Source organism: Photobacterium sp. DA100, from assembly GCF_029223585.1.
GTDB lineage: Bacteria > Pseudomonadota > Gammaproteobacteria > Enterobacterales > Vibrionaceae > Photobacterium.
In genome coordinates, this window is sequence record NZ_CP119423.1 from 2634999 (window position 1) to 2649638 (window position 14640).

General features: G+C 52.1%; 14 protein-coding genes. 2 read left to right on the forward strand and 12 right to left on the reverse strand.

The annotated features are described in order from the left end of the window. Position 1 precedes the first annotated feature (1 nt). The 11 genes from tmk to yceD all read right to left on the reverse strand — a co-directional run bounded on the left by tmk (position 2) and on the right by yceD (position 8739). Positions 2 to 631, reverse strand: a complete 630-nt coding sequence (gene tmk / locus PTW35_RS12090) for a dTMP kinase (RefSeq protein ID WP_281025197.1) — start codon at positions 629 to 631, stop codon at positions 2 to 4. Beyond that, on the reverse strand, positions 631 to 1644 hold the full coding sequence (gene mltG / locus PTW35_RS12095; RefSeq protein ID WP_281025198.1) for an endolytic transglycosylase MltG: 1014 nt from the start codon (positions 1642 to 1644) through the stop codon (positions 631 to 633). The genes tmk and mltG overlap by 1 nt, the downstream gene beginning before the upstream one ends. Next, a complete protein-coding gene (pabC, locus tag PTW35_RS12100; RefSeq protein ID WP_281025199.1) occupies positions 1638 to 2447 on the reverse strand; it encodes an aminodeoxychorismate lyase in 810 nt (269 codons plus the stop codon). Before pabC ends, mltG begins: the two co-directional genes overlap by 7 nt. Positions 2448 to 2534: 87 nt before the next feature. Further along, on the reverse strand, positions 2535 to 3773 hold the full coding sequence (gene fabF, locus PTW35_RS12105) for a beta-ketoacyl-ACP synthase II (protein WP_281025200.1): 1239 nt from the start codon (positions 3771 to 3773) through the stop codon (positions 2535 to 2537). Between the two features lie 86 nt (positions 3774 to 3859). Continuing rightward, entirely contained in the window at positions 3860 to 4096 is a 237-nt protein-coding gene (acpP, locus tag PTW35_RS12110; RefSeq protein WP_007467184.1) for an acyl carrier protein, read from the reverse strand. Positions 4097 to 4253: 157 nt separating this feature from the next. Beyond that, positions 4254 to 4988, reverse strand: coding sequence for a 3-oxoacyl-ACP reductase FabG (fabG, locus tag PTW35_RS12115; protein WP_281025202.1), 735 nt, complete (start codon positions 4986 to 4988; stop codon positions 4254 to 4256). Positions 4989 to 5013: 25 nt separating this feature from the next. Beyond that, positions 5014 to 5937, reverse strand: coding sequence for an ACP S-malonyltransferase (fabD, locus tag PTW35_RS12120; protein WP_281025203.1), 924 nt, complete (start codon positions 5935 to 5937; stop codon positions 5014 to 5016). A 98-nt stretch (positions 5938 to 6035) separates the two neighbouring features. Then, positions 6036 to 6992 carry a beta-ketoacyl-ACP synthase III gene (locus PTW35_RS12125; protein ID WP_281025204.1) on the reverse strand — a complete coding sequence of 319 codons (957 nt, stop codon included), beginning with the start codon at positions 6990 to 6992 and terminating at the stop codon, positions 6036 to 6038. Between the two features lie 5 nt (positions 6993 to 6997). After that, the gene (gene plsX, locus PTW35_RS12130) at positions 6998 to 8023 is read right to left on the reverse strand and encodes a phosphate acyltransferase PlsX (RefSeq protein ID WP_281025205.1); all 1026 of its coding nucleotides are present in this window, start codon (positions 8021 to 8023) and stop codon (positions 6998 to 7000) included. A 9-nt stretch (positions 8024 to 8032) separates the two neighbouring features. Then, positions 8033 to 8203, reverse strand: coding sequence for a 50S ribosomal protein L32 (rpmF, locus tag PTW35_RS12135; protein ID WP_039468809.1), 171 nt, complete (start codon positions 8201 to 8203; stop codon positions 8033 to 8035). 20 nt (positions 8204 to 8223) lie between these two features. Further along, positions 8224 to 8739: a 23S rRNA accumulation protein YceD gene (yceD, locus tag PTW35_RS12140; RefSeq protein WP_281025206.1), complete on the reverse strand. Its 516-nt coding sequence runs from the start codon at positions 8737 to 8739 to the stop codon at positions 8224 to 8226. A 302-nt stretch (positions 8740 to 9041) separates the two neighbouring features. Between yceD and PTW35_RS12145 the strand changes: the two genes are divergently transcribed. Continuing rightward, positions 9042 to 9623, forward strand: a complete 582-nt coding sequence (locus tag PTW35_RS12145) for a nucleoside triphosphate pyrophosphatase (protein WP_281025207.1) — start codon at positions 9042 to 9044, stop codon at positions 9621 to 9623. A 120-nt stretch (positions 9624 to 9743) separates the two neighbouring features. On the opposite strand, the gene rluC is transcribed toward PTW35_RS12145, so the two are convergent. Beyond that, entirely contained in the window at positions 9744 to 10691 is a 948-nt protein-coding gene (gene rluC / locus PTW35_RS12150) for a 23S rRNA pseudouridine(955/2504/2580) synthase RluC (RefSeq protein ID WP_281025208.1), read from the reverse strand. A gap of 438 nt (positions 10692 to 11129) precedes the next feature. Here rluC and rne point away from each other — a divergent pair, with 438 nt between their 5' ends. After that, positions 11130 to 14459 (forward strand): ribonuclease E, encoded by a 3330-nt coding sequence (gene rne / locus PTW35_RS12155; protein WP_281025209.1) that lies wholly within the window; start codon positions 11130 to 11132, stop codon positions 14457 to 14459. Positions 14460 to 14640 lie beyond the last annotated feature (181 nt).

Below are 14640 nucleotides of genomic sequence, written 5' to 3' on the forward strand. Positions count from 1 at the left end.
ATTACTGCCGCTCCAGCCAGTGTTTGACAGCCTGGCGAATATCGGCTGTCACGGCTTCGAGCGTCTGGCTCGCATCTATAATCACCACGCTCGGATCCGCTTCAGACAATTCGAGGAAGCGAGCACGCGCACGGTGGAAAAAGTCGATATTCATCTTCTCGATGCGATCCAATTCACCGCGCCCACGGGCGCGTTCGAGGCCTAGCACCGGGTCGATGTCCATGTAAAGGGTAAAGTCCGGGCGGAAATCCCCGAGTACGGTATCGCGCAGGCGCTCCATCACCGTACGGTCGAAGCCACGGCCACCGCCTTGGTAGGCCTGTGAGGACATATCATGGCGGTCTCCGACGACCCATTGGCCCTGTGACAGGGCCGGCTTGATAACATTCTCAACCAATTGAGAACGGGCAGCATAAAGCAGCAACAACTCAGCCATATCCGTCAGTGGCTCATCGGGGTGGCCTTGTTTAACCAAGGCACGCATCTGCTCAGCCAATGGCGTGCCCCCCGGCTCGCGGGTCGACGTAATATCTTTGATACCCTGCTCGGCAAGCACCTGGATCACTTGCTCAATGGCAGTACTTTTGCCGGCGCCTTCCAGCCCCTCGATTACGATAAATTTACCAGTCATTATTGTTGTCTTAGTATTCTTAAATATTCACGCACAGCACGGTTGTGTTCTGTCAGTGTTCTCGAGAATTTATGGCCGCCTTTGCCATCAGCCACAAAGTAATAGTACGTACTGTCATCCGGATTCACCGCAGCCAGTACCGATGCCTTGCTCGGCATTGCAATCGGGGTTGGCGGCAGGCCGAAAATGGTATAGGTGTTGTATGGGGTCGGTGTTTGCAGATCGCGCTTGCGGATCCGGCCTTCATATTTGTCGCCCATTCCATAAATAACGGTAGGATCCGTCTGCAGGCGCATCCCCTTATTGAGACGGTTCATGAACACCGATGACACCAAGCCACGCTCATCATCAACAGCCGTTTCCTTTTCGATAATCGATGCCATGATCAAGGCTTCATAAGCGTTTTTCAGTGGAATTTTGGCATCACGCTCATTCCAAGCAACATCCAGCAGACGCTGCATATCTCGGTAGGCCCGGCGTAACAGCTCAAGATCCGAGGTCCCCGCCGTATAGTGATAGGTTTCTGGCAGCAAGAAGCCTTCTAGCTTTTCAACCTTTGCACCCAGTTCCTTGGCGATATCGACTTCACTCATCCCTTCCGTTGCATGGGTTACGTGAGGGGCTTGCTGCAACTGTACCAACCAATCGACAAAACGCTCACCTTCAACCAAGGTGATGGCAAACTGATGCTCGCGGCCGGAGGCAACCAAGGTCAGCACCTCCTGCAAGGTCATTGACGGCTTGATCTGGTACGTACCGGATTTCAGGTTTGCCAATTGCGGCTCAAGCCTCGGGATCCAACGCGTCCATGGGGACTCAGCAAAAATATCTTCTCTAACCAGCTGGTTAAGGAGACCGCGGTATGACGTACCGCCCCTTACCGTCAACAAGACTTCCTGCTGGTTTTCCACCTGCATGTCCAGCGATGATTTCACTTGCTGATACGACCACCCCAGTCCACCAGCAGCCACTAGGCCCAGCAGGATCACAGCTATTGCCAACTTCTTTAGCACGTGTACAACCTCTTGTTCAGCTCACCCAGCAAAGTACGCTGAGTAAATGTTATTCCATTGATTTCATTAACTGGCACTAACGCCATGAGGGCATTAGTAATAAAGACTTCATCTGCGCAAAGCAAGCTATCGAGCGGCGAATTGACAATTTCTAAACAATAATCCAATTCGTTTACCAACTGTAATATATGCCGCCGCATCACCCCCCTCACACCAGATAATGCCAGGCATGGGGTATAAAGGGTACGGCCTTTGCGCCAAAAGATGTTCGATGCTATGGATTCAACCACATTGCCCGCAACATCCAGTACCACCGCATCCAGCCACTGGCGATTTTCGGCTTCCCGCTTGAGCATCACTTGCTCAAGGCGGTTGAGGTGTTTGTAGCCAGCCAGCATCGGTGAATGGGACAAACGTTGCTGGCAGACCCCAAGTACGATGCCCTCTTGCTGCCACCGCTGGTATTGCTGCGGCCATGCAAACTCCGATACCACCACTTGGGTATGGTCACAGCCGGCGGCACTGTAGCCCCGGCCGCCACTGCCACGGCTGATCAGCACCTTGAGACCGCCCTTCTCCGGGTAATTGGCAGCAAGCTTATCGACGGTCTCCGCAAGTTCATCCCAGTTCGGCTCAGCCATCTCCAACCATGTCAGTGTTTCCTTCAGCCGTTCGAGATGAAAAGGCCAAAGGCGCACCATGCCTCTTTCTACCAGCATAGTCGTGAAGCAGCCATCACCGTACTGCATCGCCCGGTCGGTCACCGCTATCTGGTTGCTGGGTTTTCCGTTGATCAGGATCATCTTGCTGCCTGCCGATAAATTCATACGTACAGATAAAAAAACGGCCCGGTGCGTAACACCGAGCCGCTCTATGATAACAGGTTATCGTTAGATTTTCTTGAACAGCAATGAGCCGTTTGTACCACCGAAACCGAAAGAGTTACACAGTGCGTACTCAAGATTTGCCTGACGCGCTTCACCAGGAACGTAGTCCAGATCACAACCTTCATCAGGGTTCTCTAGGTTGATTGTTGGCGGAACAGCCTGATCAACCAGAGTCATAGCAGTGATGATAGCTTCAACAGAGCCAGCCGCACCCAATAGGTGGCCAGTCATCGACTTGGTAGAAGATACCATCACTTTGTCAACTGCTGCGCCCATTGCACGCTTGATACCCAGCGTTTCAGCAACGTCGCCAGCAGGAGTCGATGTACCGTGAGCATTGACGTAACCGATCTGGTCTGCATTGATGCCAGCATCACGGATAGCCGCTTCCATTGCCAATGCACCGCCAGAACCGTCGGCACTTGGTGATGTCATGTGGTAAGCATCGCCGCTCATACCAAAGCCAACAAGCTCTGCGTAGATTTTCGCACCACGTGCTTTTGCATGCTCGTATTCTTCAAGCATCATCATACCGGCACCGTCACCAAGGACGAAACCGTCACGATCTTTGTCCCATGGACGAGATGCGCCCTGAGGATCGTCGTTACGGGTAGAAAGTGCTTTAGCCGCTGCGAAGCCGCCCATACCTAGCGGTGTCGATGCTTTTTCTGCACCACCGGCTAGCATCGCATCGGCGTCGCCGTATGCGATCATACGCGCTGCATGGCCAATGTTGTGAAGGCCAGTTGTACACGCAGTAGAGATTGCAATGTTTGGACCACGAAGACCGTGCATGATAGACATGTGGCCAGCAATCATATTTACAATTGTTGATGGAACGAAGAATGGGCTGATTTTACGCGGGCCCTTTTCCATCAATGCTTGGTGGTTAGCTTCGATCAAGCCAAGACCACCAATGCCAGAACCGATAGCAACACCAATACGGGCTGCATTTTCTTCAGTTACTTCAATGCCAGAGTCTTTTAATGCTTGGACGCCTGCTGCAATGCCGTATTGGATGAACAGATCCATTTTACGGGCATCTTTCTTCGACATGTATTCTTCACAGTTGAAGTCTTTGACCATACCAGCAAAACGAGTAGCGAATGCGCTAGCATCAAAATGTTCAATGGTGCTGATACCGCTGGTACCGGCTAGAAGGGCTTTCCAAGATGATTCAACAGAATTACCTACCGGTGATAGCATACCCATGCCAGTAACAACTACGCGACGCTTAGACACGATTAATTTCTCCGGGAATTGAGGATAAAACAGGTTTCAAAAGAAAATCAGGCGGTCATGGTGACCGCCTGGAGGGAGTTCTTTAATTACTCAGAAGCGCCAACAACGTAGTCGATTGCAGCTTGAACTGTAGTAATTTTTTCAGCTTCTTCGTCTGGAATCTCAGTGTCGAATTCTTCTTCAAGAGCCATTACTAGTTCAACAGTGTCTAGAGAGTCAGCGCCTAGATCGTCAACGAAAGATGCTTCGTTCTTAACTTCAGCTTCGTCTACACCTAGTTGCTCAACGATGATTTTTTTTACGCGTTCTTCGATGTTGCTCATTAATCTATTTCCTTAAAACAAGAATTCGCTAATGCGATTTGCTGTAGTTTATTCAATACTGCAAAAGTTGCAATACTCAACATGCTGGTCAAACCACGATTTTCGGTGAAAACTAGTTGAGTTTGACTTGCATCATCAAGTTATGCAACTTTTTTGATTAAATCATGTACATGCCGCCGTTCACGTGCAGGGTTTCGCCGGTTACGTAACCAGCGTCTTCAGAAGCTAGGAAAGCCACTGCTGCCGCAATTTCACGCGGATCGCCAAGACGGCCAGCCGGTACGCCAGCCAAAGTGGCTGCACGCTGATCGTCTGTCAGCGCCTTGGTCATGTCGGTTTCGATGAAACCCGGTGCTACAGCATTCACCGTAATGCCACGAGAAGCAACTTCACGTGCCATAGACTTAGTAAAGCCAATCAGGCCTGCTTTTGCAGCTGCATAGTTAGTCTGGCCAGCGTTACCCATGGTACCCACTACCGAACCGATGCTGATAATACGGCCGTGGCGCTTTTTCATCATTGCGCGCAGTACCGCTTTCGACAGACGGAAGATAGACGTTAGGTTCGTGTCCATGATGTCCTGCCACTCGTCATCTTTCATACGCATCAGTAGGTTATCGCGGGTAATACCTGCGTTGTTAACCAAGATGTCAACATCGCCGAACTCTTCTTTGATCTGTTTAAGTACAGCTTCAATAGATTCAGGCGACGTGACATTCAGCGCAAGGCCTTTACCATTGTCACCCAGATAAGCGCTGATCGCTTCTGCGCCGCCTTCAGAGGTTGCAGTACCGATAACAGTGGCACCACGCTCAACCAGAATCTCGGCAATCGCACGACCGATACCACGGGTCGCACCTGTTACCAGCGCAATTTTTCCTTCCAGGCTCATTGTTAATCCTCTTTGATGAAATAGGTTACTTAGCAGCGTCAAGGCTCGCGGTGTCGTTAACCGCTGCGCCGCTGAGTGAACGGTTGATTCGTTTTGTTAGGCCAGTCAATACTTTACCAGGGCCAAACTCAAGCAGAGACTCGATGCCTTCTGCCGCCATACGCTCAACAGACTCGGTCCAGCGAACCGGGCTGTGCAACTGCTTAACCAGTGCGGTCTTGATCGCGGCAGGAGCGGTCTCGGTTGCCACGTCGGCATTGTTGATAACCGGTAGTACTGGTGCCGAGAAAGTGATGTTCTCAAGCGCTTCTGCTAGCTTGTCGGCTGCTGGCTGCATCAGTGCACAGTGCGAAGGTACAGAAACTGGCAGTGGCATTGCACGCTTGGCACCCGCTTCTTTACAAAGCACGTTAGCACGCTCAACCGCTTCTTTGTTACCGGCAATCACAACCTGGCCCGGTGAGTTGAAGTTGACCGGTGAACACACCTGGTCTTGCGCCGCTTCTGCACACGCCGTCGCAATCGCGTCGTTGTCCAAACCGATGATGGCTGACATCGCGCCCACACCCGCAGGCACTGCTTCTTGCATCAACTGACCGCGTAGCTCAACCAGCTTAACGGCATCTTTGAATTCGATAACACCCGCACAGACGAGTGCCGAATACTCACCTAGGCTGTGGCCGGCCAGTACTTCTGGCTGCGCACCACCCACTTCCTGCCACACACGCCAGATAGCCACTGAAGACGTCAGAAGCGCAGGCTGAGTGCGGTGAGTTTGATTCAGGTCTTCAGCTGGGCCGTTTTGTACCAGTGCCCACAGGTCATAACCCAATACTTCAGATGCCTCAGCAAAAGTTTGCTTAACCACATCGTACTGCTCGGCCAATTCAGCCAACATACCTACGGTTTGAGAACCTTGACCCGGAAATACAATCGCGAACTTAGACATTCGAGAATCCTTATTCTGTGTAACTGAACACTCAGTTTTGCTAAATCGGGCGTGGTGGCACTCGGCCAACCCGCCCAAACTAAATATAAAGAAGGTGCTTAGAACTTCACCAACGCAGAGCCCCAAGTGAAACCACCACCGAAGGCTTCAAGCAGCAATGTCTGGCCACGCTGGATGCGACCATCACGCACCGCTTCGTCCAGCGCTGTCGGCACAGTGGCTGCCGAGGTATTACCGTGGCGATCAAGTGTTACAACGACTTGATCCATCGACATCGACAATTTCTTTGCTGTCGCCTTGATAATACGCAGGTTCGCCTGGTGCGGTACCAGCCAGTCAAGCTCGGATTTGTCCATGTCATTGGCAGCCAGTGTGTCTTTCACCAAGTTGGACAGTTGGGTGACTGCCACCTTGAACACTTCGTTACCTGCCATATACAGCCACTTGTCGTCGCTGAAGTCCTGGCCGTGCTCCGGCACGCCTAGGCTCAGCAAACCACCAAAATGACCATCGGCATGGAGGTGGGTCGAGATGATACCCGGCTCTTCGCTGGCACCGACTACGACAGCACCAGCACCATCACCAAACAGAATGATAGTCGAGCGATCGTTGGGATCGCAGCGGTGCGACAGCGCATCAGAGCCGATCACCAACACATTTTTCGCCATACCTGTTTTGATGTGCTGATCAGCAACACTCAAGGCGTAGACGAAGCCTGAACAGGCCGCGGCAATATCAAAGGCCGGACAGCCTTTAATATCCAGCATTCCCTGGACTTGACAAGCAGCCGAAGGGAACGCGTGGCTCGCACTGGTAGTCGCTACGATGATCAGGTCAATGTCATCTCTTTCAATGCCTGCCATTTCAATGGCATTCAATGACGCCTGATACCCCATTACCGCGACAGTTTCGTCTTCGGCGGCAATGCGGCGCTCTCGAATACCGGTACGAGCTACAATCCACTCATCGTTGGTTTCAACCATTTGTTCTAAGTCGGCATTAGAACGTACTTGCTCCGGCAGATAGCTGCCAGTACCTAAAATTTTGCTATACATGAAGACTAATAATGCCTCTCGAGTAAGACTTCTTCCAAACGGTCACTGATTTTTGTCGGTATTTGCCGTTTGACCTCGTGTACCGCTTCACCAATCGCATTAGTCAAAGCGGTTGTATCAGCACTTCCGTGGCTTTTCACCACAATACCGCGCAATCCTAACAGACTCGCGCCGTTATACTGGTCGGGGTTCAACTGTTTCAAGCTGTTAAACAGGTCACTAAACAGCCACCTAGCTATCAATTGCTTGAACGGATTACCGTAAATAGCACGTTTAATCGCGCCGATAAACAGGTTCGCCACCCCTTCACTGGTTTTCAGGCTGACATTGCCAACGAAACCATCACAGACAATGACATCGGCCTTGCCGCTATATAGCTGATCACCTTCAAGGTAGCCGATGTAATTGATATCCGGGGAGTCGGCCAGCATTTCAGCACAGCGCTTGACGAGATCGTTACCTTTGATCTCCTCTTCGCCGATATTGAGCAGCGCAACCCGCGGTGAGGCCGCGTGACCTTGCTCAGCAAGCACCGAGCCCATCACCGCAAACTGGAACAAGGTATCGGCGTCGCAGGATACGTTAGCCCCTAAGTCTAGCAGCCAGGTCTTGGTCTCGTTGTGGGTCGGAATAGCAGACACCAGCGCGGGACGATCGACACCGGGCAATTGCTTGAGAATATAACGAGACAGTGCCATCAGAGCACCGGTATTGCCTGCGCTGACGCACGCATCGGCAGAGCCTTCGGCAACCGCTTCCAGGGCGGCGCGCATCGATGAGCCCTGACTACGGCGCAACGCCTGAGAAGGCCGGGTATCGTTTGCTATTACGTGGTCGCAGTGAACAATGCGAAGACGAGGGTGATTCGTATGATTCAGGAGGGATAGTTGGGCAGTGATCGCACTTTGATCACCAAATAAAATGACTTTGAGCTCTGGGAATTGCAACAGTGCCTGCACGGAGGCAGGCACTGTTACTTGAGGACCGAAATCCCCGCCCATTGCATCAAGTGCAACGGTTAGACCACTCAAGGCTCAACCTTACTTGTTGATAACCTTACGGCCACGGTAGAAACCGTCAGCAGTTACGTGGTGACGTAGGTGAGTTTCACCACTTGCAGAATCTACAGATACAGCTGCAGTTGTTAGTGCATCGTGAGAACGACGCATACCACGTGCTGAACGTGATTTTTTGCTCTTTTGTACGGCCATTAACCCTACTCCTGTTAAAATTACTTACTTAGATTTTTCAATACTGCAAACGGATTCGGACGCTCATCAGCAACGGGGATCTCACCAAAAGTCATGTTTCCACTGGCTTTGCAGTCAGCTTCATCATGCATAGCGACTTGCGGCAATTCCAAAATCAATTCGTCTTCGACGATTTGAATCAGATTGATCTCACCATTTTCGTCGACGTCAGCCGGCTCATAAGCTTCCGGTAAATCATCTGCTTTCTCTGGGTCGAGAAGCGGACTGTAACAGAACTCAACACGATATTCGTGCTTGAATCCTTCCTGGCATCGCTGACAGGTCAGCATCACTTCGATGTCTGCGCTTCCGCGCATAAATGCGATACGACGCTGGTCCAGGTCAAATGATAAGGTGACGTTTGCATCACGTGTTACGCTCTGCGTTGACTCGGCCAATCGCTCAAGTAATTCGGCTTTGATGATGCCATCGTAGTCGAGTTTTTTCTGAGCTGCGCGAACCGGGTCAACCGTAAGCGGCAATTTTACCTTTTGCATAGGGCGCGAATATTAGCCTTCTAATCAGTTTGAGTCAAAGGAAATGTGCGCGAATTAACAGCATTTAGCCAATTCGTATGCTCGATGCCAGATACAAGCACTCCAGCACTGCCACTTCCACCATTTTATCTGTTATCTGCCTATCCACCAATAACTTGTAAGACAGCATGCATCAGCTCAAATAACACACAAAAACTGGTGAAAAGCCGACCATTAAGCCTGCTTCACCTTCCATTATAACGTAGCCATCGCAAAGCAAGATGCGTAGACTACCACAACCTAGCATTAACCCGGTAATAGTCATGCACCAACCTTTACTTTTGGCTTCGACCTCCCCTTTCCGCCAATCACTGCTCCAGAAACTCGGCCTGCCTTTTACCACGGCCAAGCCCGATGCAGACGAAACACCGCAGCCAAATGAGCCAGCAGAACAACTTGTCACCCGTCTTGCCAAGGCCAAAGCGCTTGCTTGCGCTGACGAGCATGGCGATCACTTGATTATCGGCTCCGACCAGGTCTGTGTTATCGACGGGAAGATCATTGGCAAGCCGCATACTGCTGAAAATGCCTGCCGCCAACTGAAGGCCGCCAGTGGCCAAACCATTACCTTTTATACCGGGCTTTGCCTGCACAACGCCAAAACGGGTGAAAGCGAAGTGATTTGCGAACCTTTCCATGTTCACTTCCGCCAACTGACAGATGCCGAAATCCGCCATTATGTCGAGCGTGAGCAGCCCCTCAACTGCGCCGGCAGCTTTAAGAGCGAAGGTTTGGGGATCGCCCTGTTCGACAAACTCGAAGGCCGCGACCCCAACACCCTGGTCGGTCTTCCACTGATTGCCCTACGGGAAATGCTGGCTAAACAAGGTGTCAGCGTTCTGTAGTAGTATGTTTGCACGCCAGCAATAAAAAACGGCAGTCGAAACTGCCGTTTTATCATTACCCGTGAGAGCCTTTGCTTCCTTGCCTGCGAGAGCACGGCTTCATTTATACTAATGAAGGTGCTACGCCTTACGGCGCAGTTTCTCCACAGCCTGCTGCAGCTTTTTCTCCATCGGCGCGCTGATATCCATTAGTTCATCACTGCCCGGATGAGTGAACTTGATGTTCGCTGCATGCAGAAACAGACGATCCAACCCAACCTTTTTGGTAAAGGCATCGAAGCGCGGATCGCCGTAACGGTCGTCCCAGGCAATCGGGTGGCCGGTATATTGGCAATGGACACGGATCTGGTGGGTACGGCCCGTGACCGGACTGGCCTGAACCAAGGTCGCCTGGTCTAACCGCTCGAGCACCTTGAAACGGGTGTCAGAAGGCTTACCGTTAGGGTTAACCCGAACAATACTGTTGACCTCATTTTTAAGCAGTGGCGCAGTCACTTTCTTGCAGCTGGCCTTCCACTCCCCCATCACCAGGGCAAAGTAATACTTCTGTACCGTCTTGTTGCGGAACTGCTCCTGCAACTTGCGCAGCGCCGAACGCTTTTTCGCCACCAGCAAAATACCGGAGGTATCACGGTCGATACGGTGGACCAACTCCAGGAAGCGTGCTTCCGGGCGCAACGCCCGCAGCGCTTCGATTGCCCCGAACTTCAAGCCGCTGCCGCCATGGACTGCGGTACCGGACGGTTTGTTGAGGATCAGCATGTGGTCATCTTCATAGATGATACACGCCTCAAGCTCGGCCACCTTATCCAGCTTGGTACTGATCGGTGCTTGGTCTTCTTTTTCCGGTACCTTTACCGGAGGAACCCGAACAAGATCACCGTCCTGCAGTTTGTATTCTGGTTTTATACGTTTTTTGTTCACTCGCACTTCACCTTTGCGCAAAATGCGGTAAATCATACTTTTTGGTACATTTTTTAGCCGAGCTCGGAGGAAGTTATCGATCCGCTGGCCTGCAAAGTCATCAGATATTTCGATGAACTGCACTTTTGGTTTATCATCTTTCATGGGTTTCATTCTAACATGCATGCAAAGCAGATTGCCGCAAAAAAGTCACCCTGCTATGATTGGCGTGCAAGGGTAGGAAAATTTGCCTATTCTGCCAACAGGGTGAACAGAATAACACCCAACTGATGACTATATATACCGCTCTGATGAAAAACGCAGCATGTGGCGTAAGACGTTTCATTCCTCGGAGTGTTTTTTTAGTGTCCTTAAGCGACGAATTTTTTATTGGTGTGACAGATACCGCCGTTACCATCGGTGAACCAGCTGTACATTTTCAGATCTAAACGTCTTGGTACAGTTGGATGATACGTGTTGCCACATAGCACCCCTGAATTCCAGCCGTGAGGTTGCATTTAAGATCAGACTTGGGGTCCGGCACCACCAGTAAAGACACGTTTCTAAGTGCACTAGCACATGAAAAAAAACGAGTACAATATAATGAAAAGAATGTTGATTAACGCAACTCAGAAGGAAGAGTTGCGCGTCGCATTAGTTGATGGGCAGAAGCTGTTCGATCTAGATATCGAAAGCCCTGGCCACGAATCTAAAAAAGCAAATATCTACAAAGGACGCATCACACGTATCGAACCAAGTCTGGAAGCAGCGTTCGTTGACTATGGTGCAGAACGCCACGGTTTCCTCCCTCTTAAAGAAATCGCCCGCGATTACTTCCCAGCAGACTACTCTTACCAAGGCCGCCCTAACATTAAGGAAGTGCTGAAAGAAGGTCAGGAAGTGATTGTCCAGGTCGACAAAGAAGAGCGAGGCAACAAAGGCGCCGCCCTTACGACCTTTATCTCCCTGGCAGGTAGCTATCTGGTACTGATGCCTAACAACCCTCGTGCCGGCGGTATCTCTCGCCGTATCGAAGGCGAAGAGCGTACTCAGCTTAAAGCGGCACTTAGCACGCTTGAATTGCCTCAGGGCATGGGGCTGATCGTACGTACTGCTGGTGTTGGTAAGTCAGCTGAAGATCTTGAATACGATCTGAACTACCTACTGAACCACTGGGAGCGTGTTAAAGATGCTGCTGACTCGGCACCGGCGCCTTTCCTGATCCATCAGGAAAGCAACGTTATTGCCCGAGCTATCCGTGACTACCTACGCCGTGATATCGGTGAAATTGTTATCGACAGCAAGAAAATCTTCGACCGCGCCCGTGATCATATCCAGCAGGTTCGTCCTGACTTCCTGTCTCGGGTAAAACTGTATGAAAACAGCGAAACACCGCTGTTCAACCACTATCAGATCGAAAACCAGATCGAGTCCGCGTTCCAGCGCGAGGTTCGCCTGCCTTCTGGTGGCTCTATTGTTATCGACCCGACTGAAGCCCTGACTTCAATCGATATCAACTCTGCCCGTGCAACCAAGGGTGGCGATATCGAAGAAACCGCGCTTCAGACCAACCTGGAAGCGGCAGACGAAATTGCCCGTCAGCTTCGCCTACGCGACCTTGGTGGCCTGGTTGTTATCGACTTCATCGATATGACACCGGTTCGCCACCAGCGCGAAGTCGAGAACCGCCTGCGCGAAGCCGTCCGCATGGACCGTGCGCGTGTTCAGATCGGCCGTATTTCACGCTTTGGTCTATTGGAAATGTCTCGCCAGCGCCTGAGCCCGTCTCTTGCTGAAGCCAGCCACCATGTGTGTCCTCGCTGTAGCGGTACCGGCGTGATCCGTGACAGTGAATCGCTTTCGCTTTCAATCCTTCGTCTAATCGAAGAAGAGGCACTGAAAGACAACACCTCGCAGGTCCTGGCCATTGTGCCGGTGGCGATAGCGTCTTACCTGCTCAACGAGAAGCGACGCTCGGTCCAGTACATCGAGAAATCACACAATGTACGTGTGATCATCGTGCCAAACGCCGACATGGAAACGCCTCACTTTGAAGTGGTGCGTGTCCGCTCTGGTGACGAGCACGATACGCTGTCATACAACCTTCCAAGCACGTTGGAAGCATTGCGCGAAGCTGAATCTTCTGAGTCTGCCCCGCAAGAGCGTACGACTAAGAAACGTGAGGAGCCTGTACTGCAGGGCTTTACCGCTCCGGCGCAAACAACAGCCACGCCGAAAGCCAAGCCTCAGCCAGCTAAGAAAGCAGCAGCACCGGCGGCAGCATCCGATGCCAAGCCAGGCTTCTTTAGCCGCATCTTCACTGCCATTGCTAGCTTCTTCTCAGGTACTGAGCAGGAAGAGCAACCGAAAGAGAAGAAAGAGCCAAGCAAGCGCAATCGTCGCGACCGCAAGGACACCCGCCGCAGCCAAGACAACCGTCGCGGTGAGCGTCAGGAAGGCCGCCGTGGTGAGCGCCAGCAAGACAGCCGCCGAGGTAAAGACAATCGCCGTGGCCGTCAGGATCGCCAAGAGTCTGAAAGCAACAAGCAGCAGCAGGTAGCCGAACAGCGCGAGCAGCGCCAAGCTCGTCGTCGCAACGAAAAAGCGAAAGACAAGCCGGAGCAGAGCGCCGAGAAGCCAACCCAGCAGCGTAAGGACAAAGATCAGAAGCGTCAGCGCCGTGACCGTGATGATGCCCAGGCCCAGAAGCCTCGTCGCGACCGCGAGCAGGATCAGAAAGCCAAGGCTGACAAGCCGGTTGTTGAAGAACAGCGCCAGGAGCAGGAAAAAACGGCCAAAGTGAAACAGCGCCGCCAGCGTCGTGAAATGCGTAAGAAAGTACGTATTACCGATGATGTAGAGGTCGCTGCAGTAGAAGCAACCCAGCCAGCGGTAGCCGAGACACCTGTAGCCAAGTCTGAACTTCAAGAAATGGGTACTGCCATGGCTCAGGAAGCCAAAGCAGTTGCTGAATCGACCGAAGAGAAGAACGGTGAGCAAGAAGGTCAGCGCCGTAACCGTCGCTCTCCTCGCCACCTGCGTGCCAGCGGCCAGCGCCGCCGTCGTATCCGTGACACCCGCCCAGAGAAAGGCGATGACATGGAGAAGATGGTGACGGACGCTGTCGGCCACGCGGTTGAAGAAGTCACCGATACCCTGAACGATATCGAAAATGTGGTTTCTATCGTTGAAAAACGCAAGCCGGCAGTTCGCCTCAAGAGCGGTGTAGCTTCTCCTGAAATGGCGATGGGCAAAGTATGGCCTGCGGCAAGCAAACCTGCAGTAGCAGCAATCGAAACAGCTGCAGAAGCCAAAGCACCAGTAGCTGAAGTTGCGGACAAAGCGGCTCCTGCACTGGGTGGCGTTGCTATGCCTGAGCTAGCCATGGGTAAAGCGTTCCCGCTGCGTGCTGAAACAGTTGCAGAGGAGCCTGTAGTTGAAACGCCAGCACCAGCAGTAGAAGCACCTGTTGCTGAAGAGCAGCCGGTTGAAGCCCCAGCTGTGGCCGAGGCGACGGTTGAAGAGACGGAAGCACCAGCGCAAGAAACGACTGCAGAGTCAGACGTTGCTGCTGCTATCGCGGCGGCGCAAGCAGCAATGCTGGGTATGCACGCTCAACAGCCTGCAGAAGAGCCAGCGACGCAAGCCGAACAGGCTGACGTTGAGGTACCTTTGGAAGAGGTCGTTGAAGCTGAAGTTGCAGCGACGGTTACCAACGTTGAAGCTGCGCAGGTTTGTGCCACTTCTCCACGTGGGCAGCATGCTACCGCAGCCATGGCAAAAGCACCTGCACCAGCAGAAACTGCAGAGCCAGCGGTGGTTGAAATTGCACCGCTGCGCGCCGCTCGCTTTGCTGCTCGCCAAGCCGGTAGCCAGACGGCCACTAGCCACGCGACCTCGGGCGCTCAGTCTACGATGCCAAAAGCTGAGTAAGCCAACGCCAGCAACCTGATAAAAAGCCATGCATTTTTGCATGGCTTTTTTTTCACCCTATCTCCGCTTATCAAGCTCCCTCCCCTTGCAACTACCGCCACTTTTCACCAATAACATCACCAGCATCAAAGTTTCTTACATTAACTAACAACCCCGTTGAATAATTCCGCTTGAAAGTTGA

What these genes read in the sequence shown, in the direction of transcription:
- tmk (WP_281025197.1), bottom strand. Translation starts at nt 631, where the DNA reads ATGACTGGTAAATTTATCGTAATCGAGGGGCTGGAAGGCGCCGGCAAA.
- pabC (WP_281025199.1), bottom strand. Translation starts at nt 2,447, where the DNA reads ATGATCCTGATCAACGGAAAACCCAGCAACCAGATAGCGGTGACCGAC.
- acpP (WP_007467184.1), bottom strand. Translation starts at nt 4,096, where the DNA reads ATGAGCAACATCGAAGAACGCGTAAAAAAAATCATCGTTGAGCAACTA.
- fabG (WP_281025202.1), bottom strand. Translation starts at nt 4,988, where the DNA reads ATGAGCCTGGAAGGAAAAATTGCGCTGGTAACAGGTGCGACCCGTGGT.
- fabD (WP_281025203.1), bottom strand. Translation starts at nt 5,937, where the DNA reads ATGTCTAAGTTCGCGATTGTATTTCCGGGTCAAGGTTCTCAAACCGTA.
- PTW35_RS12125 (WP_281025204.1), bottom strand. Translation starts at nt 6,992, where the DNA reads ATGTATAGCAAAATTTTAGGTACTGGCAGCTATCTGCCGGAGCAAGTA.
- rpmF (WP_039468809.1), bottom strand. Translation starts at nt 8,203, where the DNA reads ATGGCCGTACAAAAGAGCAAAAAATCACGTTCAGCACGTGGTATGCGT.
- yceD (WP_281025206.1), bottom strand. Translation starts at nt 8,739, where the DNA reads ATGCAAAAGGTAAAATTGCCGCTTACGGTTGACCCGGTTCGCGCAGCT.
- PTW35_RS12145 (WP_281025207.1), top strand. Translation starts at nt 9,042, where the DNA reads ATGCACCAACCTTTACTTTTGGCTTCGACCTCCCCTTTCCGCCAATCA.
- rluC (WP_281025208.1), bottom strand. Translation starts at nt 10,691, where the DNA reads ATGAAAGATGATAAACCAAAAGTGCAGTTCATCGAAATATCTGATGAC.
- rne (WP_281025209.1), top strand. Translation starts at nt 11,130, where the DNA reads ATGAAAAGAATGTTGATTAACGCAACTCAGAAGGAAGAGTTGCGCGTC.